The organism is Nonlabens sp. YIK11 (assembly GCF_001413925.1).
Taxonomy (GTDB): Bacteria; Bacteroidota; Bacteroidia; order Flavobacteriales; family Flavobacteriaceae; genus Nonlabens.
The window spans coordinates 217,828-243,238 of record NZ_LBMJ01000001.1; the positions used below are offsets into that span (position 1 = coordinate 217,828).

The following is a 25,411-nucleotide window of genomic DNA, read 5'->3' on the forward strand; positions in this document are numbered from 1 at the left end:
TCTCGTAACAAGCGCGAGGCAATGATGACTAAAAAAGAACTCTTCCATATCGCCGAAGATTTTTTCCAGCAGCAAGGCTGGGAAGCGTTCCCTTTTCAGAAAAAGACCTGGGTAGCTTTTCTGGCAGGTAAGCATGGATTACTCAATGCGCCTACTGGTAGCGGGAAAACCTATGCCTTGTGGGTCGCGATCGTTCTCAACTACATCAAGCAAAATCCGGATTACAAAAGCAAACCCAAAAAAGGCTTGAAAGCGATCTGGATCACGCCGTTGAGGTCGCTGTCCAACGAGATTGAGCAAACTTCCCAGCGTTTTGTGGATGCCATCGGTTTGCCATTTACGGTTGGGATTAGGTCTGGCGACACGTCTACTAAAGAGCGTGCGGCACAGATCAAATCCATGCCAGATCTGTTGATCACCACACCAGAAAGTCTGCATTTATTACTGGCGTCCAAGGATCATCAAAAGTTTTTTGGCAACCTCAACGCCATCGTGGTGGACGAGTGGCACGAGCTGTTGGGCACCAAACGCGGCGTGCAAATGGAACTGGGCATCTCGCGATTATTGGGCCTGAGCAAAAAACTTCGGGTTTGGGGAATTAGCGCAACGATCGGCAACCTGGAACAAGCCCGTCAAGTGTTGTTAGGTGTTGATGAAGTTCGCTTTCGCGAAAGCGTACTCATCAAAGCACAATTGAAAAAAGATATCGAGGTCAAGTCCATAATTCCGGCATCGATGGACAAGTTCCCGTGGCGCGGCCATCTGGGATTGCACTTGATGAAAGAAGTGGTCGAGATTATTAATTCCAGTAAATCGACACTGATTTTTACCAATACACGGGCGCAATGTGAGCTGTGGTTTCAAGGCTTGATGACCAATTTTCCCGAGCTTGCCGGCGAGGTCGCCATGCATCATGGATCGATCAATAAGGAAACGCGGATTTGGGTAGAGAATGCGATCAGGAACGAGAGTTTGAAGGCTTGTGTGTGCACCTCATCGCTGGATCTAGGTGTGGATTTTGCACCTGTGGAAACCATCATTCAAGTAGGTGGACCCAAAGGTGTTGCCCGATTTTTACAACGTGCCGGTCGTTCCGGCCACCGACCTGGCGAGACCAGCGTTATTCATTTTTTACCGACGCACGCGCTGGAATTGATCGAGGCAAGCGCGCTACAAAAAGCCGTTTCCACTCAAGCCGTAGAAGATCGATTGCCGTACATTTTATGTTATGATGTGCTCATACAGTATTTGTGTACGCTCGCCGTTTCTGGCGGATTTTACCCTAGCGAAATCTATCCCGAAGTCAAGAATACCTTTTGCTATGCCAGCATTACCGATGAAGAATGGGACTGGTGCCTGCGCCTGATCGTTCACGGCAGTTCATCGCTGCAATCCTATGACGAGTATAAACGTGTGACCGTAGAAACCGATGGGAAATATGTGATTACAGATCGCAAGGTTGCCATGCGTCATCGCCTACAAATGGGAACCATCGTCACAGCGACTGATGTGACGGTAAAGTATGTGACTGGTGGTTACATAGGATCGATTGAGGAATACTTCATTAGTAAACTTTCTCGTGGTGATGTTTTTGTTTTTGCGGGAAGAACGTTAGAATTCATTCGGTTGAAAGGAATGGTGGCGCAGGTGCGTAACTCATCTCGCAAACGGGCGCAAGTTTCCAATTGGCAAGGCAGCAAACTACCATTGAGTGCGCAACTGGGCGAACTGCTGCGTGAGGAAATGATTAATTTTCAAACCGGTAAAAAGCGTACGCCAGAAGTCAAGGCGTTAAGAGATATTATCATACGCCAGCAGCGCGAAAGCATTATTCCGCAGCGTGATCAATTCTTGATTGAAACCTTTAAAACCCGAGAAGGCTATCATGCGGTTTTTTATCCGTTTGAAGGCCGATTTGTTCACGAGGCCATGGCCGGTGTAATTGCCTATCGCATCAGTTTATTAAAACCTATCACGTTCTCGCTCGCGTTTAATGATTACGGCTTTGAGATCCTGAGTGATCAGGAATTTGACATGCAAGAAGTACTGGACAACAATCTACTCACACCAGACATGCTGTCCCAAGACCTGCAATCCAGCATGAATGCTACGGAAATGGCGCGGAGGAAATTCCGCGATATTGCGGTGATTTCTGGGCTTGTTTTTACAGGTTACCCCAACAAATTGATCAAGACCAAGCACCTTCAAAATAGCAGCCAATTGTTGTTTGAAGTCTTTCGTGACAACGAACCCGAAAATTTGCTATTCAGACAAGCGTACACAGAAACCTTTGAACAAGCCATTGAAGAATACCGATTATTTGACGCGCTGGAGCGCATTCAAAATCAAGAAATTGTCTGGAAAGCCTGCGAGAAGCCTACGCCATTTTCGTTCCCAATTATTACAGATCGCTTACGCGAAAAATTAAGTAGCGAAAAGCTGGCAGATCGAATCAAGCGGATGCAGTTGCAATGGGAATAATTGAGTTACCTAATTAATGTATAGTTAATTAGGATTTTGTATGAATTATCCTAGAATACATTTGGTGATAATTCTTAAACCTCATGAACAGCACTCGTCATTTCTATGCTCAATTAAAGGCAAAGAAAAAATCCCTTCAATACCTTGTTCGTCAACCTAGGAATTTTACAGCGGTTCCTGCAGACTGGCATGTCGTCGTTGCAGATGTTCAAAATAGCACGCAAGCGGTAGAAAATGGGATGCACAATAATGTTAACCTTGCAGCTACAGGCAGTGTTGTGGCCGTGCTTAATAGTCTAAAAACAGACTTGCATAAACATGAGATTCCTTACTTTTTTGGTGGTGATGGAGTTACCTTTTTAATTCCGGACGATTATCTAGAAAAGGTCATGAGCGCTTTGGAAACCTATAAAAAACACGTTTTCAAAAACCTAAAACTCAAACTAAAGGTTGGAGCCTTATCCGTTAGGGAAATTTACCATAACAACTTACAGATCAAAATCTTGAAGTCAAAAGTGAATCCGCATTTGACCATTCCTATTGTTTTAGGAAATGGCATCAAGTATGCCGAAAAATATATCAAGAAAGAAATAGATCTGGCAAACGCTATTGAGGACTCCACTGCACTTATTGATTTAACCGGTATGGAGTGTCGCTGGGATCAAATCTCACCTCGTGATGAGAAAAATAAAGTGGTATGCCTGCTGGTACATTGCGAGGATGAAAGCCAGCAAGAATCTGTTTATGCAGATATTCTTGATATTATCACTTTGGTATTCGGAAGTCTTGAAGAGCGACAGCCTATAACTGTAAAAAGACTCAAGCTTAAGGCTACCATTCGCAAAATTAGAAAAGAAATGGTTGCACGAATAGGAAGAAATGATCTGACCTATCTCGTGAAACACTGGTTGATCACCTATTTTGGCAAGTTTTACTTCGCCTATTTTAAAGAAGGAAAAGAATACCTCAATAAAGTAAGCCAGCTATCTGACACCATCATGTTTGACGGATCGCTCAACACCGTTATGGAAGGTGATGCAGATCAAATCGAGCGTTTGACAAACTACCTTGATTTACTGGAGCGAGAAGGCAAAATTAAGTACGGCATACATTCCACCTATGCATCAGTCATGAGTTGCTATGTTCAAGATAGAAGAGACAATCATATACATTTTGTAGATGCGACTGAAGGCGGCTACACCAGCGCAGCAGTGATCTTCAAGAGTAAGTTTGATCAAGAACTTGAGCTAGACCTTATGTATTAAGTCATTTTTCAAATTCTTGAACATCTACATCTCTAAGAGTTTCAAGCTGCATATCTTCATCAATACATCTGGATTTTTCCTTACTTTTGCCAGCCGTAAAACAGCAGTAGAATGAGTACTAAATTCAAGGAATACAAAGGGTTGAACCTACCAGAAGTTGATGAACGCATCAAAGCATTTTGGAAGGAAAACGATATTTTCAATAAGTCTGTAACGACTCGTGAGGGAAATGAACCTTTTATTTTCTTTGAAGGACCACCATCTGCTAACGGCCTTCCTGGGATCCACCACGTGATGGGTCGTACCATCAAAGACCTATTTTGTCGCTTCAAGACACAACAAGGCTACCAGGTCAACCGCAAGGCTGGTTGGGATACGCACGGTCTGCCAGTGGAACTAGGCGTTGAAAAAGCACTGGGAATCACTAAGGAAGATATAGGCACTAAAATCAGTGTGGAAGAGTACAACGAGGAATGTAAAAAAGCCGTCCTCAAGTACACAGACATCTGGAGCAAACTCACAGATGACATGGGCTACTGGGTAGATATGGAAGATCCATACATCACCTACAAGTCTAAATATATGGAGTCTGTATGGTGGTTGTTGAAAGAGATCTATTCCAAGGATTTGATCTATAAAGGCTACACCATCCAGCCCTATTCACCAGCAGCAGGAACCGGTTTGAGCTCGCATGAGTTGAACCAGCCTGGAACCTATCAAGATGTGACTGATACCACGGTGACCGCTCAATTTAAAGTCGTGGACCCTTCAAAATTACCGTTTGCTGCGAGCGGCGAGGTCTTTTTCCTCGCTTGGACGACCACGCCGTGGACACTGCCATCCAATGTAGCGCTTACAGTTGGTCCCAAGATCGACTACGTGCTGGTAGACACTTTCAACCAGTACACGGGCGAGCCTATGCAGGTGATCCTTGCCGAAAAGCTCGTGAGCTACCAGTTTGGTAAAAAATACCAAAATGTGGATGATGAGTCCGCTTTCGCGAAAGCGAAACAAGCTTACCAACTTTCTGACAAGAAAATACCGTATAGAATCCTAGGGCGCTGCCAAGGAACCGATCTGGTCAACATACGCTACGAGCAATTGTTGGATTATGCTCAGCCTTATGAAAACGCACAGGATGCCTTTAGAGTCATCGCAGGTGACTTTGTAACTACAGAGGACGGAACCGGAATCGTACACACGGCACCAACCTTTGGAGCAGACGATGCGCTGGTTTCCAGACAGGCAAACCCACCTATTCCACCACTATTGGTGCTCGATGAATATAAAAATCCAGTACCACTAGTCACCCTACAGGGAAAATTCCGTGATGAGTTGCCGTTTATAGGTGGGAAATACGTGAAGAATGAATATTTCGCAGAAGGTGAAGCACCAGAACGATCGGTAGATGTGGACATCGCGATCAAATTAAAAGAAGACAACCGCGCCTTTAAGGTGGAGAAATACGTGCACAGTTACCCGCATTGTTGGAGAACGGACAAGCCTGTTTTATACTATCCGTTAGATAGTTGGTTTATAAAGGTGACCGAGTTCAAGGACCGCATGCACGAGTTGAACAAGTCCATCAACTGGAAACCTAAATCTACTGGAGAAGGACGTTTTGGTAACTGGCTCGCAAATGCAAACGATTGGAACCTTTCCAGATCTAGATTTTGGGGAATTCCATTGCCCATCTGGAGAAACGAGACCGGAACCGAAGAAAAAATCATCGGCTCCATCGAGGAATTAGTGACTGAAATCGAGAAATCCATCGCTGCTGGTTTCATGACTGAAAATCCGTTTGCGGGATTCAAGTCTGGCGATATGAGCGATGCGAACTATGACCTAGTAGACCTGCATAAAAATGTGGTGGACGCGATTTACCTGGTTGGGCAAAACGGCGAGAAATTGACCCGAGAAGCAGACCTGATTGACGTCTGGTTTGACTCAGGTTCCATGCCCTATTCCCAGTGGCATTACCCTTTTGAGAATAAAGAAGAAGTAGAAAACCAACTGCGCAAGGCAGATTTCATTGCCGAAGGTGTCGACCAGACACGCGGCTGGTTTTACACGCTACACGCGATCGCCACCATGATAAGCGACGATGTAGCCTATAAAAATGTAGTGAGTAACGGTCTTGTACTGGATAAGAACGGGCAAAAAATGTCCAAACGTCTAGGCAATGCCGTGGATCCTTTTGATACGCTGGGCAAATTTGGCGCAGATGCCACACGCTGGTACATGGTGAGCAATGCCAATCCTTGGGACAACCTCAAGTTTGACATTGACGGGATTACTGAGGTACAACGCAAGTTCTTTGGGACCTTGTACAACACCTACAGCTTCTTTGCTTTGTATGCAAATGTGGATGGGTTCCGCTTTCGCGAAAGCGAAATACCTCTAGCAGATCGTCCAGAAATTGATCGATGGGTACTTTCAGAATTGAACACGCTTATCAAGGAAACGACCGCCTTTTATGAGGACTATGAACCGACCAAAGCAGCAAGAGCGATCACGACCTTTGTGACCGAAAACCTGAGCAACTGGTACGTACGTTTGTGTAGAAGACGTTTCTGGAAAGGTGATTACCAACAAGATAAAATCGCTGCCTATCAAACCTTGTACACTTGTTTGAAAACCGTAGCGCAGCTGGGAGCACCTATTGCACCATTCTTTATGGACCAATTATACCGCGACTTGACAAGTGTTTGTGAAGAAAATGCCGTAGAAAGTGTGCATTTGTCGAAATTTCCTACATTTGATGCAACCATCATCGATCCTGAATTGGAAGAAAAAATGCACAAAGCGCAAGTCATCTCAAGTTTGACGCTTTCCTTACGTAAAAAGGAAAGTATCAAGGTGCGTCAACCGCTACAGCGCATTATGATTCCAGTTTTGGGAGCTCACGATAAAAAGCAGATTGAAGCCATCGCAGACCTGGTCAAAAGCGAGGTAAATGTCAAGGAAATAGAGCTCATCGATGACGCGAGCGGCATACTTGTGAAAGAGATCAAGCCTAATTTTAAGGCATTGGGGCCACGTTTTGGAAAAGACATGAAATTGGTCGCTGGACTGATAAATAGTTTTCAACAAGAAGACATCGCTTTGTTAGAAAAAACTGGTGAAAAATCTATTGAGGTTGATGGAAAACAAATTACTTTGGGCCTCGATGATGTAGAGATAACGTCCAAAGACATAGAAGGTTGGCTAGTTGCTAATCAGTCCGGAATAACGGTCGCTCTCGACGTATCCATCACTCCAGAACTCAAAAAAGAAGGGATTTCTAGAGAACTGGTCAATAGAATCCAAAACATCAGAAAGGATTCTGGACTAGAGGTTACGGACCGCATCAATATTGAGTTGCAATCGCAGGAAGAAATCAATGCAGCTGTTCACAGCAATGAACAGTATATCAAGGATGAGACGCTTGCAGATCGCATTGAAATTACAAACCAACTGGATAACGGTACGGAAATTGATTTTGACGAATTAAGAACGGTTATTCGAATTAAAAAGATTTAACTATGAGTACATCTACAGATGAAAAAGTAAGATACAGCGACAAGGATCTAGCTCATTTCAAAGAAATAGTAAAAAACAAAATCGCCGAGGCCACTGAGCAGTACGAATTGATCAAGAGCGCCTACATGAACGATGCAGACAACGGTACTGATGATACAGCACCGCAGTTTAAAGCCTTTGATGAAGGTAGTGCCGTCATGAGTAAAGAAGCTAACGCACAGCTGGCTATACGCCAGGAGAAATTCATCCGTGACTTGAAAAATGCCTTGATTCGTATCGAGAATAAATCTTATGGTGTATGCCGTGTTACAGGAAAGCTTATCGCAAAAGCAAGACTAGAACTGGTACCTCATGCGACCTTGAGTATCGAGGCAAAGAACATGCAGGATTAAGCAACTAATGAATCTAAAGAATAGCATTGCCCATTCCTTCCTGGTATGGATGTCAATGCTATTTTTGGCATTGGGGCATTCTCAAAAACTAGAAACCTCATTTCATACTGTTGTGGTAGAGATGTCTCACTTCGTGGAGTTGAGATTGGATAGCAGCAACGAGTTAGACACCTATTCCATCAACGAAAAACAGTCTGGAGAATACAGCGATGCCGTGATATTTAAATCCTTTATTGCCAATGATACCTTGTTTTTTGAGGATGCCATGAGTCCTGTATTCGAATTGCCACAGGATAAACTAAGTGCTCATAAAATCACGGATTCCAAAGCCAACATCAAAATTCCAAAAAATAAGTCTGTCTTGATTAGCATGGCACATACCAATGCGGAAATATCAGGAGATTACCAGCTATTGAGAGTCAACGTAAGTAATGGTTCTGTCTGGTTAAATTCCGTTTCTGGAAACTCAGAGATTACTACCATCAATGCAAACGTTATAGGTTCTCAATTGGGAAACTACGAAGTTACCGCCAGCAGTAGAAATGGGAAGGTTTCTGCAAGTTCAAAAAAGAATCATCCAGCCTACACAATGACCGTTGAAAGCGTGAATGGTAATATAGAAATACAATGACTTTTTTAAGTATATTGTACCAAAACAGTCCCTATTAATGAAGTTATACAAAGCAATACTCATTATTGTTGTCGTTCTATTTATAGATCAAGCAAGTAAGATTTATATCAAGCTTAATTATATGCTTAGGGATTCCAGAAATCCCATAGTAGATTGGGACAAATTCCAGCTTTTATTCTATGAAAACCCAGGTGCTGCTTGGGGTTTTGAACTGCCAGGAGATTATGGCAAGATCATCTTAACGGTCTTTAGAATCTTTGCTATTTGCGGCATAGGATACTGGCTATGGAAAAGTGTCAAGGAAAAAAGTCACTCCATCTTGATTGTTTGTATTGCCCTCATATTTGCTGGGGCATTTGGTAATATAATCGACAGTGTTTTTTACGGGAAAATATTTTCCAGCAGCACCAATAGTGTTGCCACATTCCTACCCGAAAATGGCGGTTATGGAACCTGGTTTCATGGAGAGGTTGTCGATATGTTATATTTCCCATTGTTTGACGGCACATGGCCAGAATGGGTACCTAGCGTTGGTGGACAACAGTTTACCTTTTTCAACGCCGTATTTAATGTGGCAGACAGTGCCATCACCATAGGCGTCATCCTGCTAATTCTCTTTAGCAAAAAGGCGTTCCCTGATAAACGTTAATAAGCAGAATTGATCTAGTTAAGAAAGGCCTCAACAATGGCGTCTTTAGATATAGGCTTTGTGATAAAGTTGTGCACGATATCGTGGTTTTCAGCGCGATTGACCTCTTCTGGATTTATAGTGGAACTCACGATATTCAATTTTATATCACGCTCCAACATCTTGTCTGCATAAGGCTGAATTTCCTTTAGAAACTCCCAACCATTCATGATAGGCATATTGAGATCTAAGAGGATAATACTTGGTAAGATCTCATTAGGGTCGTCAATGGCATTTTTAAAATAATCGAGAGCCTCGCGACCGTTTTGAAAAACTAACAACTCGTTAGCAAAGGAGTTCTTTTTGATCATCATCGTTACTAAACTCACATAAAGTCGATCATCATCAATGATACAGACCTTGCTTACTAACGGTTTTTCCATGATTATAGCTTGATGGTAAATGTGGCTCCTTGATCCTTCTTGCTTTTTACCACAATATCGCCACCCATTGCCTCTACCTGATTTTTTGCCAAGAATAAGCCCAATCCTTTCGTCTTACCATCTGGATGCTCTTTATGATTTACTTTGAAAAGATTTGATCCAACGCTGGTCAAATCCATTCCTGATCCATTATCACGAACGACAAGAAGTTTTTTGTCTTTGGAAATTTTTGTGGAGATACTAAGTTTCAATGGTCTCGCCTGAGAACGATTTTCAATGGCATTAGAAATGAGCGTCACCAAGATACCGTGTAAAAACGATGGAACATATTCAATCGAATTGAAATGATCAACGTTTATTTCTACCTCAGCTTGAATTCGATGTAACTCCGTTTTATAGATTTCCAGCACTTGATTTACGATTTCGTCAATCTTGATTATGGTTCTATTGGTAGCCTGGGAATTTAAAGTAACAACCTGATTCAAATGCTTTAAGGTAGCACTTAGGTTAAGAGAAACTTCTTCTAGATACGAATAAAATACAGAGGACCTATCGTCATGTTTTATATCGTTAAAGAGTTCCAATGTAAGTTCCAGATTACTACTGTGAGATCTTAAATTATGAGATACAATATGGGCAAAATGCAGTAGTCTCTCATTCTGCGCTTCAATCACCTTACTGTGCCTAACGACTTCTTCACGCTCTCTTACGTATTTATCTATACTGGTAAATATTCCCCTAATACCTACTATTTCATGATTGTTATTATACTTAGGCTTACCGGTAAATCGCATCCAAATTTTTTCCTTGTTGGAGGATGTCATCTGGATATCAGCTTCTAAAAACTCACCTGCTAGACAAGTCTCTAATAAGTCCTTAAAATCCTGCTTTTCAAAAAACAGCTTTGAAGCTTCGGGAATGGTTGGGTTAAGCGCATCTGGAATATCGAGAATAGACCTTCCTATGGCGTCAATAAAGAATTGATTCTCTTTAAAATTAATTGCATATACCCCAGTTTTAGTGGCTGCAGCAACTTCTTCTAGAAAATAGGCCTTGTCCTCAAGGCTAGATTTAAAATAATCAGGGTTGTCCAACATCTTTTAGGGGAAGTATGCTAGTTTAGTTTTGGGTTCAAATGTGAAAATAAACTAAAAAAATCGATTAAAGGATCATATAAATACAGTCAAAGTAAATATTTTCTGACAATTAATTTAAAAAGTAATTACAGAATAAGGTGTAACTAATTGATCTATAGAAACATCTGTTTGATTAGCAAGAATTTCTTCGTCTAGAGGCTCAAAAAAAGAAACACCGATTTTTAACGCATTTGGTCGACATTGATTTAAAAATCTATCGTAAAAGCCCTTTCCGTAGCCTATTCTGGATCCGTTATGATCTACTGCAAGAAGCGGTACGAAGATCACATCCAATTGTTTGGGATCTACTTCAAAGTCGTCTCCTTCAGGTTCTGGAATACCGTAATTGTTGTTTCTAATAACAGTTTGATCTGTCAGCAGAAAATGTCTCATCTCCATGGTTTTGAAATCGCTTCTGGACAAGACTATATTTTTATCTCTACCTTGAAGCACCTGCATAATATATTCGGTCTGCACTTCCTTTTTGTTTTCTATAGGTAAAAACAAATGAAAATTTTTAAAGCTCCAGATATCAAGTTTCAAGATATTATTTGCAATATCCAGACTTAGCTTGTGAATGTTATCCTCACTTAGCCGTTCTCTTTTATCTTGATATTCTTTACGAAGACTTCTTTTGCTTTTCATCCTTGCTTATATGGAAAATAGCATCACCTTGATACACCAGTGGACTGTGATTCACATTGAGTATATATCCAGCATTTGGTGACTTTACCTTATGACGCATGGTACCATATGGATCTGTTATAACCGCCAAAAATTCGCCTTTTTCAACTCGTTTCCCGTGACTTACCTTAGGATGCAGCAGGCCGCTATACTTTGCTCTAAGCCAATTGGATTCCTTGATAACTATGGTAGGAAAACTAGGTTCGACCAATAGATCTGGTTGTGATAGCATTCCCAGATGATTTAGAACCCTAATCGCACCGTTCACAGCAACTCCAGTAATTCCTTTATCGCTTTGTTGGGACTTACCACCTTCAAATAAAAGATATTTCTTACCCAGCTTACCACAACTTTCCCTAAAGGTTTTGCTTAAGTTCCTACTGTGCATCAAGAATGGCGGGTGAAAGATTTTGGCTAGTTCTAGGCTTTCCGTCTCTGACGGGTCCACTCTTATTTGGGGTGCATTGAACCGTTGCGCGCCACCCGTATGGAAATCCATAATTAGATCTACATGAGGCAAAATATTGGTAGTGACTTGATACGCAAACCTACTGGCAAGAGAGCCATTCTTAGTTCCTGGGAAAACTCTATTTAGATCACGACCATCAGGAAATTCCCGTTGCATGTTTAGAAAGCCAAATATATTCACCACAGGCATCGCGATGATCATCCCTATTTTAGGCTTGGCCACCTTTTTGGAGATTAATTGTCGTACTGCTTCTACACCATTGAATTCGTCACCATGCACGCCACCGGTCAATAGAACAACTGGTCCATCCTTCTTAGACCTATGAATAATTACCGGTACATCCACTACCGTCGTAGTGTACAGCCTTGCCATGTTAAAATTGAGCGTATGACTGGTGCCTGGTTTAATGATGGTATCCAGAATAACGATCTCCTTTTTCATATCTAGGTACTTTTTTCTATGTATTTGATGATCTCCTTAGCGATGTTATGTTGCGTAGCCGCTTCAATGCCTTCCAATCCTGGAGAACTATTGACTTCCAGTACCAGTGGACCACGACTGCTTTGCAGTAAATCTACTCCACAAACACCTAATCCTAAAGACTTAGCCGCCGCGATAGCGGTGTATTCTTCGTCTTTGGAAAGTTTGATTTTAGTTGCCGTTCCTCCACGGTGTAGGTTGGATCTAAATTCTCCTTTTTGGGCCTGTCGTTTCATGGCGCCTACGACCTTATCTCCTACTACAAAGGCTCTAAGATCTGCACCGCCAGCTTCTTTAATAAATTCCTGTACAATCACTCTGGATTCCATGGTGTTGTAGGCTTCCATAATGGCTTCGGCACTTTCAAAATTTTCTGCGAGATTCACGCCTATTCCTTGGGTACCTTCCAGTACCTTAATGATACATGGCGGACCATCGACCATTTCAAGAATGGTAGACGTATGTTTTCCAAAATTGGTGAATACCGTTTTAGGCATACCAACGCCAGAACTACTCAATCGCTGGAGACTTTGCAATTTATCGCGGCTGCGTACCAGTGATTGGGAGCTAACCGTAGTAAAACAGTGCATGGCCTCAAACTGCCGCACGATAGCCGTGCCGTAAAAGGTAATGCTGGCGCCTATTCTAGGAATGATCGCGTCTGGTTTATCCAGACGGGTTCCTTTATAATAAACGGTAGGTTTTTGTTTCTCAAGTTTTATATCACACTTGAGTGGATCTACCACTCTTACCAGGTGTCCGGCCTTAGTAGCCTCTTCCACCATGCGGGCAGTACTGTATATGTTTTTACTTCTTGAAAGTATATCAATCTTCATGATTCGTCTGTAAAAATGAAATATCCTGCAGCTCAGGATCTACTATAAATTTTTTGGATAAAAACTTGCGACCCAGCAGTACGGGAAACCTCATTTCTTCCCTGTTGTTAAGCGTGAGCGATATTTTGAACAATCGGTTGAACAATCTGATGTTGGACTGCACTTCATAACGCTGGTCCAGCATACCGTTGCTACTGCGCACCGTAGTGATCTGGTAATCGTTAAACTCTATCTTTTGCCCGTGAAATTGTGGATGGGATTCATCCAGAAATATGGCACACAAGACGCCATCGTTTTCTTCAATATCCTTGCAGTGAATGCTGGATGTGTAGGCACCAGTATCGATCTTGATATCGATATTTTCAAAGTTGAGTTTTGGAAAATCAGCCTTATCGGTGCGGCCTATGATAATTTTATTGCTTTTGATCGCCCTCGTTTTTAGAGGCGCAATGTACAAAGGTTTCTTGGGTAAGATTGCCTATGTATTATTAAAAGGATGTGTTGGTATTTCGCTTTCGCGAAAGCGAACTCCACTAAAAACACGATCACTTTTATATGGCATCAATTACTCATTCATGAAATCGCGCACCTCTTTAAACCTATCATTCCAAGGCCAAAACAGTTGGGACACCATGGGAATGTGGGATTTATCCAGCCATTCTATGCTGGCGCCAGGTTGATGTTCTTTCAATCCTTCCAGAAATCGCTGGTTACTGGAGATGATGGAATTGTACGTGTTGCTGCCGGCGTAGATCTTGATTCTAGGCGTTTTCTCATTGATAAAATTGATGGGTGACACTTGTTTCCAGAACTCTGGATCGCTGGTCCAAGTCGTGAGATAGTCGTCATCTGCCGTTGGAGGATGGTTTGCAAGATAAGTTGCCATGTCAAGTCCTGCAGCATCATTGAGAATGATGCCCTGGATCGTGCCCTGCTCGATACCGTATTTGGGATTCATGGCCGCGAGCGCTACCAGATGACCACCTGCACTATGACCCGTGAGGTAGATTCTTTCTGGATCGCCGCCGTACTTAGCAATGTTATCTCGCACCCATTTGATACTTGTAGCAATTTGTGTGGTCATTTGATCCACATTGACTAGCGGACTTTTTGTATAATCTGGTAGGACGGTGATCATATCATGTTTGGCAAAGTTTCTACCTACATAATTATACAAACCTTTCCTGCCGCTGTTCCAGTTGCCACCATAAACGAAAATTAGAACAGGTTTGAGCGACTCTGTAACATTTTTACTGGAGAAAATATTGAGATCTGGATGGTTTGTAATACCGCTGATGCGGCTGCCATAATCAATGTCTGTATGCTTTTTGATCGCACAGGAATTCATGCTCAAAAATAGAAAAGATAGCATGGGATAAATGATAAGGTAAACTGATTTTAATTTCATCGTCATCAATATGTCGATAATCTACGCATTTAATCGCTGAATGGTTTTAGTTGGTTTTGTATTTTTAAAATATTATTTGGTTTTCCCTAGTTATGACGGCTTTAACGTAATGGTTGACGTTCGTCACTACTTTTACCATATGTCATTTTTAACCTCAACCTGGAGCTATCTTCCTTTTGCGAATTACAAAGTATTACCGGCACTTTTAAAGCCATATTTACCCAAAGGCACTCAACTGGACCTGCGAGGCGATCTGGCAGATATTAGTCTAGTAGGCCTGCGTTTTGAAAACACACGCATCCTTAATTTACCTGTTCCATTTCACATCAACTTTAGCGAGATCAACTTGAGATTCTATGTGAGACAAACGGGAACCAACAGGCGAGGCGTGGTTTTCATTAAAGAAATTGTGGACAAACCTTTAATCACGCTGGTAGCCAACAAACTCTACAATGAACGCTACGATACCATGCCGCTGGGTTTCCAGCTTGAAGCGAATAAAGAGCTTCATCACGTGCATTATAAATGGAAGCCTAAGGACTGGCAGGAAATGGGCGTTACTTACGAACCGGCTGCCCTTTCCATTGAAGACGGCAGCAACGAGCAATTTATCTTGGAACGATACTTCGGTTATTCATCTTATGATCCACAGACCACCTATGAATATGAGGTACGACACGCCAGCTGGAAGCATTACAAAGTCACTGATCACCAGATCAACGTCAATTTTGAACAGACCTATGGTAAAGAGTTTGCCGTGTTGGACACTCTAGAACCCAATAGCGTGATGATGGCTCACGGCTCCAGAATCTCGATTGAAAATAAACGGAAACTGTAAACCTAGTTCTTGAAAAAGTTCGCTTTCGCGAAAGCGAAATTTCTCAAAAACAAAAAGGCAACATTTTTACATGTTGCCTTTTCTATTATTAGTTATGCTACTTCTACAAATCGTACTTCACCTGCAGGTATACATATCTAGGTAGTACAAAGTTTTGTCTTGTACTGGAGACGATGATACCGGTACCGGCAGAAGCGCTTACGATCGCTTCTGTATTAGTCAAGTTGGTCGCTGCCAGTTTATATTCCCATTTAGAATCTGGCTTGTTGTAGTATAGGCTCGCCTCGAGGAAATCATAGTTCTGGCTGTCTAGGTCACCGCTAAATAGATTCAAATCGTACTCTGCAACTAGTTGTAACGACTCACCTATTTGCCAGTCGGCATCTAGGGAAAATGTGTTGGTAGTAAAGTTGGTTACCTGTAATCCTTGATCAACATTCTGTAGATTGAGGCTGTAATTAAGATCAAAATTGACACCATCATCCCAATTGCTGCGTAATCCAGCAGAGTAGGTTTGGGTGAAATTCTTCAATTCCTGAACTTCACCTCTAATAAGGTTATTGAAGGATGCGAAGTTCATGGCGGCAGAAATGCTAGCATTCACTTTTCCAAATTCACGACTAAATCTACCGTTACCGCCATAAGATTCTTGAGCAAACTGGGAATTGATAGGTCTTGAAATCTGGTTAATACCATCCAAGATAAAGTCATTTTGAATCGCATCACGCTGCTTGGTATAAGTCAAACCACCAAAAATCGTGGTGTAATTGAACATATTGAAGTTTCTATAATTCAAACGAAAGACGTCGTTTATCGCACCTTCCAGTTGATTGTTACCGCTACTCAAAGAGTTATAGTTACCAAATACCAATGCCTCTGCATAATTGTTCACGTCAGAGAAATTCAAGGTCTCGTTGTATCTAAAGGATAAGCTTTCAGAAGACTTCAAATCATATCTAATATCTAGATCAGGTAATATTCTGCTGGTCTTGATCTCGTTCGTGACGTTGTTTTGTTCATCAGTGGTAGTAATGTTATGATAGTTAAAACCAGGTGTGAACGTAAATTTACCAGAGATAAGTTTGTAATGTAAGCCAGCATAAATGTCATCATAATTATAGGTGACATAATTGATCAGATCTGGATCTGTAAGATCATTTCTAGATTGATCGTCAAGAATCTGGAAAATGCTGGAGTTGTAATCCTGTTTAGCAAAAATTCCACCAACTGTTACATTGATATTACTGATTTTGTTGAGGATGTACCAATAATCCACTTTGGCATCCAGACGGCTGGTTTGCACGAGGTTGTTTTGATTGATGTTATAGGGATCAGCTTGAGTCAATCCGAGACGACCGTTAAATGGCTCTGGATCCTGAGCATTCTGTTGATCACGAACGGCATTGTAAAACGGATCTTCTTCCTGATTGATGTAACGACTCTCTAAGGAGAAAATACTTCTATCACCAGCGGTGTAATAACCATTCAAGCTTTGATCAATCACCACAGGACGTTGAGCATCCAATTGGTCAATATTCTCTACCACGTTCTCGACGCCACCGCCAGATACCGGCTGGATACGAGTCGAGATAAGATTTGATGTTTCCTGAATATCCGTAATGTTTACTTGTCCATTGTAATCCAGTGTAAAGTTGGCATTAGGTTTATAATCTGCACCTAACTTAAAAATAGCGAGATCATTTTCTTGAAATGACCCATTTTGGACATTCTCCTGGATACCACCATCTAGATCATCATTAGGAGCATCGTCGTATAATCTGTTTTGAACACTGTTATCATCAGTAAGTGTTTTGGAAAATATCGCAAAACCACTAATGTCTAGACTTTCACTTGCTTTAAAAGCGGCATTAAAAGCGGCAAACTTACTTTCAATATTAACTGCTTGATTTTGTCTAAATGTGGTAAATCCAGATGTGCCTACTCCAGTACCTACATCAGTTCCAGCATCGCTGGTGTTACTAAAACTTCTTCCTGTGAAACGTGAATAATCTCTAAAACTAAAAGCTGGAATACCTAGATTATTAAAGTCTGTCAAAATATTTACCGACAAATCTGGGCTGTAGTAAAATGCCTTAGGCTTTACCTGGTAACGCACATCATCATTTCCATATCCACCAGCAGCTGTTATTTCACCAAACCAGAATTTTTCCTTTCCTTCCTTGAGTCTGATGTTGATGGCAACACGATCCTGATCATTCCCAATGCCTTTAAGCTGACTCACGTTGTTGAAGTTTTTCAACACCTCAACTTTTGAAATAGCATCTGCTGGGATGTTTTTAGTAGCTAGTCGCGTATCGCCTTCAAAGAATTCCTTACCGTTAATAAAAACTCGTTCCACAGCCTTACCTTCTACTTGAACATCACCATCTTCATTCACTTCCATTCCAGGAAGTTTCTTTAGAACATCCTCGAGTTTTCTCTCCGTACCATTAGTAAAGCTATCACTATTGTAAACTATCGTATCTCCTTTGATGGTTACCGGCATTTCATAAACCAAGTTGATGGCGTCTAATTGATCTGCTCCATCTAGCATGATGAAGTTTTTGACCATATCTGCCTGGATCTTGCTTACCGTTTCTTCAATAGGTTTTAAGCCTAAAAAGGAAACTTTGAGTACGTAGGTACTGTCCTTTTTGAGATTGAGAAGCTGGTACCTACCTTCAGTATTTGTAATACCAAAAGCTCCCATGGTATTATTGGAGCCATAGGCAATAATATTTGCCATAGGCACTGGTGTACCTAGACTATCCACAACGGTACCCGTAATTTTTACTGATTGTGCTTGTGCCACTATTGCGGTAAGAAAGAGTGACACAATGAGAAGTATTATTTTATTCATCAGTTGGTTGAATTATTTTAGATAATGAAAAGCGAGGTATGACAACCTCGCTCAACTGTTTGTAGGTTTATTTTTAATGTACTTAGTTTCTACCACGACTTCTACCACGAAAACGCTGCGACATTTCTTCCATCTTTTGTTGGAAAGTGGCATTATATGCTTCCAATTTAATTTCTTCTCCTTTAGTCGCCGGCTCAATATCGCTGCGATCTTCTGGGTTCAAAATAATTTTTGTACAAAGCATTGTTGTGTTATTCGCATTTAGCTCGAGAATAAGTCCAGGAAGTCCACCATACTCTGCAGGACCATGCTGTACTGGAATTTGAGGTGTGAACCACGCCGTTACCGTGGTATTCTCATCCTTTTCAATCATGTCTGTAAGTTTAGTCTCGCCATCTTCTTCCTTCTTCTTGTTATCGTCACGTCTTCTTCTAAAGGCGCTCATGTCCAATGCATCGTTTTTCTTAACAGCAGTGGCCTTAATGGCAGTATAGTTTCCTATCTGGCGTGTCTCTCCAGTAATTTGCCAGTCCAACTGCGGCAAGTCATCCTTGATCAAAAAAGTCTTACCCATCATATCACGCTGCTCTGTGAACGTGTTGGATGTCATGTCCTTATACTTATCACCACCCATGGAACTTCCCATGAAATTTCCCCAGCCGCCACTTTGACCTGGTGTTGCTAGAGCCACTTCTTCTGTCCACAAAGATTCACTTCTATTGAATTTTAGGATGAACGTTTTCTCACTTGCCTTTTTGAGGTTTTCCTCGATGCGTTTGCGCTGCTCTGGACTTATGTCTCTATTGCCTTCGAGAAAGCTTTTGTCTATAGAAGCTTTTGAGAAGTATGTCGCCTCGCCATAGATATCTTGAGCAGTAGACCAAGTAGTCACGGCTATCAAAGCGACAAAAAGTATGATGTTTTTCATTTCTATTTTTTTGAGTTAGTAACTTATATGATGGTTAAGTTACAGTTTGCGCTTTATGACTTTAAAAAACAGATATGGTTGCAATCGCGTTGATAGTATTAACGTTTTTATAACAATTAAGGTTAGTGATTCCTAGCTGTGAATCTATGGTGAGATAATATAGAACTAGTTGCTAGTGGTTCTAGTGATAATGAAGCCTTTATTTCCATTTCGCTCCATGCGTTCTTGCATTTTCTTTTCCCTTAACTCGTCAAAATCCTTTTGATTAATTTTCTTACCAGATTTTGGTTTTTTCATATCAAGATCCTTTTCTGGATTGATCTCAATTTTTGTACATAGCAATACCGTATTAGCTTCTTGCACCTCGAGAATTAATCCGGGAAGCCCTTGATATTCTCCTGGACCGTTGCTTATAGGGATTTCTGGAGTGTACCATGCCGTGATCGTTCTGTCTTGCTCAGGAATCATGGCTAGCAAACTACCTTGCGAGGCCTTTTCCATCTTTTCTTCCTGTTCCTTTTTTTCTTCTTCGGTAAGGACAGGTGTGTAGGTGGCTTTGTAGCAGGTATAGTTTCCTATTTTTTTAGTTTCATTGACAGGTTGCCATGCATACGATGGTATATCATCAACGATCAGAAACTCTTTTCCCATGATCTCATCTTCCTTATAATACTTTTGCTCTTTTAAGTCTTTGTAAACGCTGCTTGTGGATCCATTGTTGACGGTAAAGCTCACGCTTATTTCACCAGCTTTTTTAGGTTTGGCAAGTTCTACAACCTTGTTATAAGAAGATTCAGTTGGGGTGATTTCCATTACATATTCCTGCTGATTACCCTTAGACATAGCCTCTCTTAACTTGGCCATGATTTCAGAGGTTCTGGCGTCTTCGGCTTCATCCTTTGCCTCCTTTTGCTTATCCTCATCATCCTTAAGGTCAATTTTAGTTTGAACGATGTAATGTGCGATGGCCTTGAAGTTTTCTTGGGCTTGTAATGTATTCGCTTTCGCGAAAGCGATACAAACAACAATCAACGCGGTCCATTTAAAATTCTTCATGATATATTGGTTTTGTAATTCTTTCCAAAGATGCCAAGATTGTGCGTTGAACTAGGTTAACGAGCGTTAACTAGTGTTAACCGGCTTTCCTGTAATGTTTTAAATGAGCACCTTTACCTTATGAATCATCATAAATATAGATTTTTATTAGTGCTGATAAGCGCCGTGATCCTAATAACTCTAGGTATCCAATCCTATTGGGTATTCAAAAATTATAAGGAAAGTGAGCGTCAACTAGAACGTGATATTAGAACGTCATTTGACTTGAGCGTTGAGGATTACTACACTACCAGCGCCAAAAGAAATACCCTTAGTTTTTTTAACGAGGCCAATGAAAAATGGAGTGAAAGTGAGTTTGACTCGCTGCTGGGCAACATTACCACTTTTGCAAAAAAGGCGAAGTCTTCAAAAAAGAACAATGTGAAAATTGACAGTATCATTCCCTCGCAAAAAGGAAATGACCGGTTGTCAAAAACTCCTGCTGAAAATAACATCAAGGCGATTACCGTATTTAAAGGTCTTGATGCAGATACTGCAGTCTACAAAAAGAATGAGGATCTAAATTTGACCAGGTTCTTTAAGTCAAAATCCAATGGTGACTCAACCTCAAACGCTAAGGTCACCAACATGAGTTTTACAGACGACTCTGAAGGCCAACTTTCTGGGCAATTAAAAGAGGTGTCTGACAAGATCATATTTTCTTTCACCACTAATGTATTAGATCTTGAATCGCTGGACTCCTTGATGAGCGAGTCGCTCGAAAAAAATAATATCGACATTGATTATGGTTTCAAATACAATGATGGTGAAGATGATTTTGAGGTAGGAAATATTGCAGGTTCACAGATTATGGACAGCAAGAGCCCACAACTATATAAGAATACCAATCTCAAATTGATATATCAAGGACAAGAGGCTACTCTATTCAAGCGCAACCTGGTGAGTATTTTGCTTTCCTTCATTTTGGTTTGTGGGATCATACTCTGCCTATTTTACCTATTATTCATTATTAAGAAACAAAAACAATTAAGCCTGATCAAAAATGATTTAATATCCAACATTACCCATGAGTTTAAAACGCCTATTGCCACGGCGAGCGCTGCCCTAGAAGGCGTACAGAATTTTACAGTCACTGGAGATACAGAAAAATCCAACCGATACCTGAACGTTGGGCGTGAGCAATTAGGGAAACTTAACCTTATGGTGGAGAAACTCTTGGAAACTGCCATGATTGACAACGAGCGACTGTCCCTTCAAAAAACGAGATTTGACCTCAAGATGTTATTGGAAGAGTCTGTCAAGCGTTTCCAGTCGCAAACTCAAAAGAATATCAAATTTGAAAGTGACACAACCCAAATAGATTTTTATGGAGACGAGTTCCATATGGAGAATGCCATCAACAACTTATTGGACAACGCCATTAAATACGGTGGAAATAACATTACCGCCACCATATCTAAGAAAGGGCAATCCCTTATTACAAAAATCATTGATGATGGCACACAACTCAACAACAGAAATGCCAAGAATCTTTTTGAAAAATTCTACCGCGTGACAGATGGCAATAAGCATCATACTAAAGGTCACGGTATAGGTTTGTTTTACACTAAAGCCATCATAGAGAAACACAACGGAACTATAAATCTAACCCTCAAGCCTACTACTTTCACCATAGAATTACCGCATGAATAGTTCAAAAATCAAAATCCTTCTCGCTGAAGATGAGCCCTCACTCGCCATGATTGTCAAGGAAAGTCTCGAAACCAGAGATTTTGACGTCACTCTTTGTGAAGATGGTCAGAAAGCCTACGACTCCTTTTTAGGCAATGATTTTGATCTATTAGTACTGGACGTTATGATGCCCTTAATGGATGGTTTTGAACTTGCGACCAAAATCAGAAAAAACAACCCGTCGATCCCTATCGTTTTTCTAACGGCCAAGGCACAGACAGAAGATGTCCTGAAAGGTTTTCATGTAGGAGGTAATGATTATTTGAAAAAACCATTTTCTATGGAAGAATTGATTGTACGCATTCACAATCTTCTGGAACGTAAAAATGTACAGCAATCAGCTGATACATTTAGTATAGGCAGGTATCTTTTCAACTTTCCGCAGCAAAAATTAAGTTTTGAAGAGAACGAACCCGTGAAGCTTACACATAGGGAATCCCACTTGCTCTATCACCTTATACAGAATAAAAACAAGGTACTGGATCGCAGTTATATCTTACAAAAGCTTTGGGGCAGTGACGATTTTTTTACCGGCCGCAGTATGGATGTCTTTATCACAAAGTTGCGCAAGAAGCTTGCTAAAGATGAAGCTTTGGAAATCGTGAACGTTAGAGGTTATGGTTACAAATTGCTGTGCCCATAGATATAAGCTACTTATATGATGATTGTTTCATAGTTCGCTTTCGCGAAAGCGAATAAGTTAAAATCAAGTACTGAACTCCTGCTCTATTTAGTAACCTCAACACCTTTCCAAAACGCCACATGTCCCTCAATTTCCTTGGCGGCCATTTTAGGGTCTGGATAATACCATGCGGCATCTTTATTGGTTTTATCCTCAACCTCTAATGAATAATAGCTGGCAGTGCCTTTCCAGGGACAAGAGGTAGTTTTATCGCTGGGTTTGAAGAACTCTTGTTTTAATGAAGATTTTGGGAAATAGTGGTTGTTCTCGACCACTACGGTTGTATCACTTTCTGCTATAACCTTGTTGTTCCAGATCGCTTTCATATTATTCCTTTTCTACTAAATTAACATCTAGAGTACGGTTCTAGCATTGATTTGTAAATCATTTAAAGAAATCAATGCAGTTTGTCGAAAACACCTACATCAATGTTAAGGATTTATTAATAATTATTTTACATTGTCGGTTCATTATAAATCTAATCTCAATGAAGAAAATTATTTTATCCCTGTTTGCTACGGCGCTCCTTATCGCTTGTAGTGAAAACACAGACGTTCAAGAAGAAGTCTTGATCAACAATGACGGTGTGCAGACCGCAGAATTGCGCAAGTGTTTTGCCTCAGAAAACTTTGATAAAATGATGCTCAATCCAGAGTATCAAAAAAACGTTCAATTAATTGAAGATCAAACCCAATCATATATAGCAGATATGGAATTGCAGGCCAAAAAAGGTAAGCCAGGTGGCAAACCAAGTGGCGGTGGCGGTACTCCAGTCGGTGATAATCTAGGTGTTGTCAATATACCAGTCTTGGTACACGTGATCTATAGCAACAACGCTGAGAATATAAGCGATGCTCAAATCAATTCACAAATTGCCGTGTTAAACCAAGACTTTAGAAAGTCAAATTCTGACGTGAATCAAGTTCCTTCTCAATTTGCTGATCTAGCTGCAGATTCTGAAGTAACCTTTACACTTGCAGGAGTTACAAGAAAAGCGTCTTCAAGAACTTCTTGGGGAACAAATAATGCTATGAAGAGTTCTGCAAATGGTGGTGTTGACGTTGTTGATCCAGCCAATTACTTAAATATCTGGGTATGTAACATAGGTGGTGGCATTTTAGGATATGCACAATTTCCTGGTGGATCTGCAGCTACTGACGGTGTGGTAATCTCTCCACAGTATTTCGGAAACACTGGTAGTGTATCGGCTCCATTTGATCAAGGTCGTACTGCTACTCATGAAGTAGGTCATTATTTGAACCTACGCCACATTTGGGGTGATGGAAGATGTAACCGCGATGATTTTGTTAGCGACACGCCAACATCTGACAGAGCAAATTACGGCTGTCCTACATATCCTACAACCAATTGTAGAAGTGCAGACATGACGATGAACTACATGGATTATACAAACGATGCTTGCATGTATATGTTTAGTTCAGGTCAAAAAGCGAGAATGAGAGCGCTATTTGCCGCTGGTGGTGCGAGAGAATCACTTATTAAATAAAATGAAATACCACTAAATATAAAACCCGAGCCATAAGCTCGGGTTTTTTTATAATAAAAATGAATTAATAGATGCTTCATGCAAAGTTTAGAACTAAACCAGAGAATTTTTTCAATATTAAAAGATCCTAAACAAAAAGCTTCTACTTATCAAATAAGTAAAGAATGAGCTCCTCAAATTAAGGCATTCCGCAAAGGACACCACCATTACGGCTGCTACCTGCGATCACTTCAAAATCTCCAAAAATTGCACCTGGGCCAATTGGTTGAGAGCAGCTGGTGTGAATTTCTTCTACCCTACGACCATCAACCATAATATATACCTTGCTAGATAATGTTTGCTGGTTATCTTGACCTATCAATTGAATCACATCTCCTGGATCCACAGACTGATTGAATATTTCTCCTCCACGCTGTTGTTCCACTTTAACGTCTACCGTTTGTGAACCATTGTACACTAAGCTTAAAGAGGTAACCTTTCCATCACAAGTATTGCAAGGCTCTGGTATGTCTGACTCGTCTAGGTCACAAAGTGGACCTCCATTTCTGCTTTCTCCAGCTACAATAATAAAGTCAGAAACCGCATAGCCTATCCCGATTGGAATACTACAACTGGTATGTATTTTGGCCACCTGAGCGCCGTCGATAGACATATATATTTCTGTGCTAAGAGTTCCTTTCCTATCCGTACCATCAATAGAGAACTGTTCTTGTGGACTTACTACTCTGTCAAAAACAATTCCACCTCTTTTTTGTTCAACGGTAATTCTAGCACTTTCAGTTCCCTCATATATAAAAGATAATGCTGTTACTTTTCCATCACAAGGACCACAAGGTATCGGCGGGTTATTCAACCCTATATTTCCTGCTGCGATGATGGTAGACATATCATCCATACTATAGTGTGGACCTACATAATACTCATGATTCTCTGTTAAATCATAGTAGTCAGTAGAAGTGCCATCATCCTTTTTATCGAAAAAAGTTCTTCCTATTCCAGTATCTCCATCTATGGGGTTTAGAGTAATAACTCGATCACCATTATTCCCAAAAAGGCCTTCGTGAATATGGACTGGATGCATGATTCCTGGTATCGTATTTTCTAGCTTCATGAAAGATTCCACTCCCATGATACCGGCATCTCGAATAGTTATAATACCTTGTATACCTTGTACATCGGCCTCAATGAGCTTATAGGTTACTTGATCAGCACTTTGCGGTACTACGGTAAAAAGTTGCTGAGCATTTTCTGGCGCAGTAATATCGATTCGATTTTCAAGTGAATCATCACATGAGGCTAGTAAAACCACCAATGCAGTCAATACTAGATATTTGAATTTGTTCATAATGGGAAGTGCTATGTTTAAGAAATAAAGTTAGGTTAAGCCATCGCCAACAAATTACCTTTTCGTCATATAGCTAATATATTAGACCA

General features: G+C 40.9%; 22 protein-coding genes. 10 read left to right on the forward strand and 12 right to left on the reverse strand.

The annotated features are described in order from the left end of the window. Positions 1-24: 24 nt before the first annotated feature. The 6 genes from AAU57_RS00905 to AAU57_RS00930 all read left to right on the forward strand — a co-directional run bounded on the left by AAU57_RS00905 (position 25) and on the right by AAU57_RS00930 (position 8,940). Entirely contained in the window at positions 25-2,481 is a 2,457-nt protein-coding gene (locus AAU57_RS00905; protein WP_055411128.1) for a ligase-associated DNA damage response DEXH box helicase, read from the forward strand. Positions 2,482-2,564: 83 nt separating this feature from the next. Then, positions 2,565-3,746: a DUF3095 domain-containing protein gene (locus AAU57_RS00910; RefSeq protein ID WP_055411129.1), complete on the forward strand. Its 1,182-nt coding sequence runs from the start codon at positions 2,565-2,567 to the stop codon at positions 3,744-3,746. A 111-nt stretch (positions 3,747-3,857) separates the two neighbouring features. Continuing rightward, positions 3,858-7,268, forward strand: a complete 3,411-nt coding sequence (gene ileS / locus AAU57_RS00915; protein ID WP_055411130.1) for an isoleucine--tRNA ligase — start codon at positions 3,858-3,860, stop codon at positions 7,266-7,268. Between the two features lie 2 nt (positions 7,269-7,270). Then, on the forward strand, positions 7,271-7,660 hold the full coding sequence (locus AAU57_RS00920; protein ID WP_055411131.1) for a TraR/DksA family transcriptional regulator: 390 nt from the start codon (positions 7,271-7,273) through the stop codon (positions 7,658-7,660). Between the two features lie 7 nt (positions 7,661-7,667). After that, the gene (locus AAU57_RS00925) at positions 7,668-8,291 is read left to right on the forward strand and encodes a hypothetical protein (protein WP_156339969.1); all 624 of its coding nucleotides are present in this window, start codon (positions 7,668-7,670) and stop codon (positions 8,289-8,291) included. Positions 8,292-8,328: 37 nt separating this feature from the next. Continuing rightward, positions 8,329-8,940 (forward strand): lipoprotein signal peptidase, encoded by a 612-nt coding sequence (locus AAU57_RS00930; protein WP_055411133.1) that lies wholly within the window; start codon positions 8,329-8,331, stop codon positions 8,938-8,940. A gap of 14 nt (positions 8,941-8,954) precedes the next feature. Here AAU57_RS00930 and AAU57_RS00935 read toward each other — a convergent pair whose 3' ends face one another. The 7 genes from AAU57_RS00935 to AAU57_RS00965 all read right to left on the reverse strand — a co-directional run bounded on the left by AAU57_RS00935 (position 8,955) and on the right by AAU57_RS00965 (position 14,375). After that, positions 8,955-9,362 carry a response regulator gene (locus AAU57_RS00935; protein WP_055411134.1) on the reverse strand — a complete coding sequence of 136 codons (408 nt, stop codon included), beginning with the start codon at positions 9,360-9,362 and terminating at the stop codon, positions 8,955-8,957. Positions 9,363-9,364: 2 nt separating this feature from the next. Continuing rightward, entirely contained in the window at positions 9,365-10,459 is a 1,095-nt protein-coding gene (locus AAU57_RS00940; RefSeq protein ID WP_055411135.1) for an ATP-binding protein, read from the reverse strand. Between the two features lie 114 nt (positions 10,460-10,573). Next, entirely contained in the window at positions 10,574-11,143 is a 570-nt protein-coding gene (locus AAU57_RS00945) for a 5-formyltetrahydrofolate cyclo-ligase (protein ID WP_055411136.1), read from the reverse strand. Next, entirely contained in the window at positions 11,118-12,092 is a 975-nt protein-coding gene (locus AAU57_RS00950) for a succinylglutamate desuccinylase/aspartoacylase family protein (RefSeq protein WP_055411137.1), read from the reverse strand. Before AAU57_RS00950 ends, AAU57_RS00945 begins: the two co-directional genes overlap by 26 nt. 2 nt (positions 12,093-12,094) lie before the next feature. Next, on the reverse strand, positions 12,095-12,967 hold the full coding sequence (gene rimK / locus AAU57_RS00955; RefSeq protein ID WP_055411138.1) for a 30S ribosomal protein S6--L-glutamate ligase: 873 nt from the start codon (positions 12,965-12,967) through the stop codon (positions 12,095-12,097). Continuing rightward, positions 12,957-13,424, reverse strand: a complete 468-nt coding sequence (locus AAU57_RS00960) for an ATP-dependent zinc protease (RefSeq protein WP_231717745.1) — start codon at positions 13,422-13,424, stop codon at positions 12,957-12,959. Before AAU57_RS00960 ends, rimK begins: the two co-directional genes overlap by 11 nt. 108 nt (positions 13,425-13,532) lie before the next feature. Continuing rightward, positions 13,533-14,375, reverse strand: a complete 843-nt coding sequence (locus tag AAU57_RS00965) for an alpha/beta hydrolase (protein ID WP_055411139.1) — start codon at positions 14,373-14,375, stop codon at positions 13,533-13,535. A 139-nt stretch (positions 14,376-14,514) separates the two neighbouring features. Between AAU57_RS00965 and AAU57_RS00970 the strand changes: the two genes are divergently transcribed. Next, positions 14,515-15,213 carry a YqjF family protein gene (locus AAU57_RS00970; protein WP_055411140.1) on the forward strand — a complete coding sequence of 233 codons (699 nt, stop codon included), beginning with the start codon at positions 14,515-14,517 and terminating at the stop codon, positions 15,211-15,213. 103 nt (positions 15,214-15,316) lie between these two features. Here the strand turns inward: AAU57_RS00970 and AAU57_RS00975 are convergent, their stop codons facing one another. From AAU57_RS00975 to AAU57_RS00985, 3 genes are all read right to left on the reverse strand, one after another. Next, positions 15,317-18,073 carry a carboxypeptidase regulatory-like domain-containing protein gene (locus tag AAU57_RS00975; RefSeq protein ID WP_055411141.1) on the reverse strand — a complete coding sequence of 919 codons (2,757 nt, stop codon included), beginning with the start codon at positions 18,071-18,073 and terminating at the stop codon, positions 15,317-15,319. Positions 18,074-18,155: 82 nt separating this feature from the next. Next, positions 18,156-19,001 carry a GLPGLI family protein gene (locus AAU57_RS00980; protein ID WP_055411142.1) on the reverse strand — a complete coding sequence of 282 codons (846 nt, stop codon included), beginning with the start codon at positions 18,999-19,001 and terminating at the stop codon, positions 18,156-18,158. A gap of 165 nt (positions 19,002-19,166) precedes the next feature. After that, positions 19,167-20,057, reverse strand: a complete 891-nt coding sequence (locus tag AAU57_RS00985) for a GLPGLI family protein (protein ID WP_055411143.1) — start codon at positions 20,055-20,057, stop codon at positions 19,167-19,169. 120 nt (positions 20,058-20,177) lie between these two features. Between AAU57_RS00985 and AAU57_RS00990 the strand changes: the two genes are divergently transcribed. Both AAU57_RS00990 and AAU57_RS00995 read left to right on the forward strand, forming a co-directional pair. Then, entirely contained in the window at positions 20,178-21,749 is a 1,572-nt protein-coding gene (locus AAU57_RS00990; protein ID WP_055411144.1) for a sensor histidine kinase, read from the forward strand. Further along, positions 21,742-22,431: a response regulator transcription factor gene (locus AAU57_RS00995; protein ID WP_055411145.1), complete on the forward strand. Its 690-nt coding sequence runs from the start codon at positions 21,742-21,744 to the stop codon at positions 22,429-22,431. The genes AAU57_RS00990 and AAU57_RS00995 overlap by 8 nt, the downstream gene beginning before the upstream one ends. An 83-nt stretch (positions 22,432-22,514) precedes the next feature. Here AAU57_RS00995 and AAU57_RS01000 read toward each other — a convergent pair whose 3' ends face one another. Further along, complete coding sequence (locus AAU57_RS01000; RefSeq protein WP_055411146.1) at positions 22,515-22,796, reverse strand: DUF427 domain-containing protein; 282 nt, start codon at positions 22,794-22,796, stop codon at positions 22,515-22,517. Positions 22,797-22,957: 161 nt separating this feature from the next. Here AAU57_RS01000 and AAU57_RS01005 point away from each other — a divergent pair, with 161 nt between their 5' ends. Continuing rightward, positions 22,958-23,977, forward strand: coding sequence for a zinc metalloprotease (locus tag AAU57_RS01005; protein WP_055411147.1), 1,020 nt, complete (start codon positions 22,958-22,960; stop codon positions 23,975-23,977). Between the two features lie 178 nt (positions 23,978-24,155). Here AAU57_RS01005 and AAU57_RS01010 read toward each other — a convergent pair whose 3' ends face one another. Beyond that, entirely contained in the window at positions 24,156-25,322 is a 1,167-nt protein-coding gene (locus AAU57_RS01010; RefSeq protein ID WP_055411148.1) for a hypothetical protein, read from the reverse strand. Between the last annotated feature and the right edge of the window lie 89 nt (positions 25,323-25,411).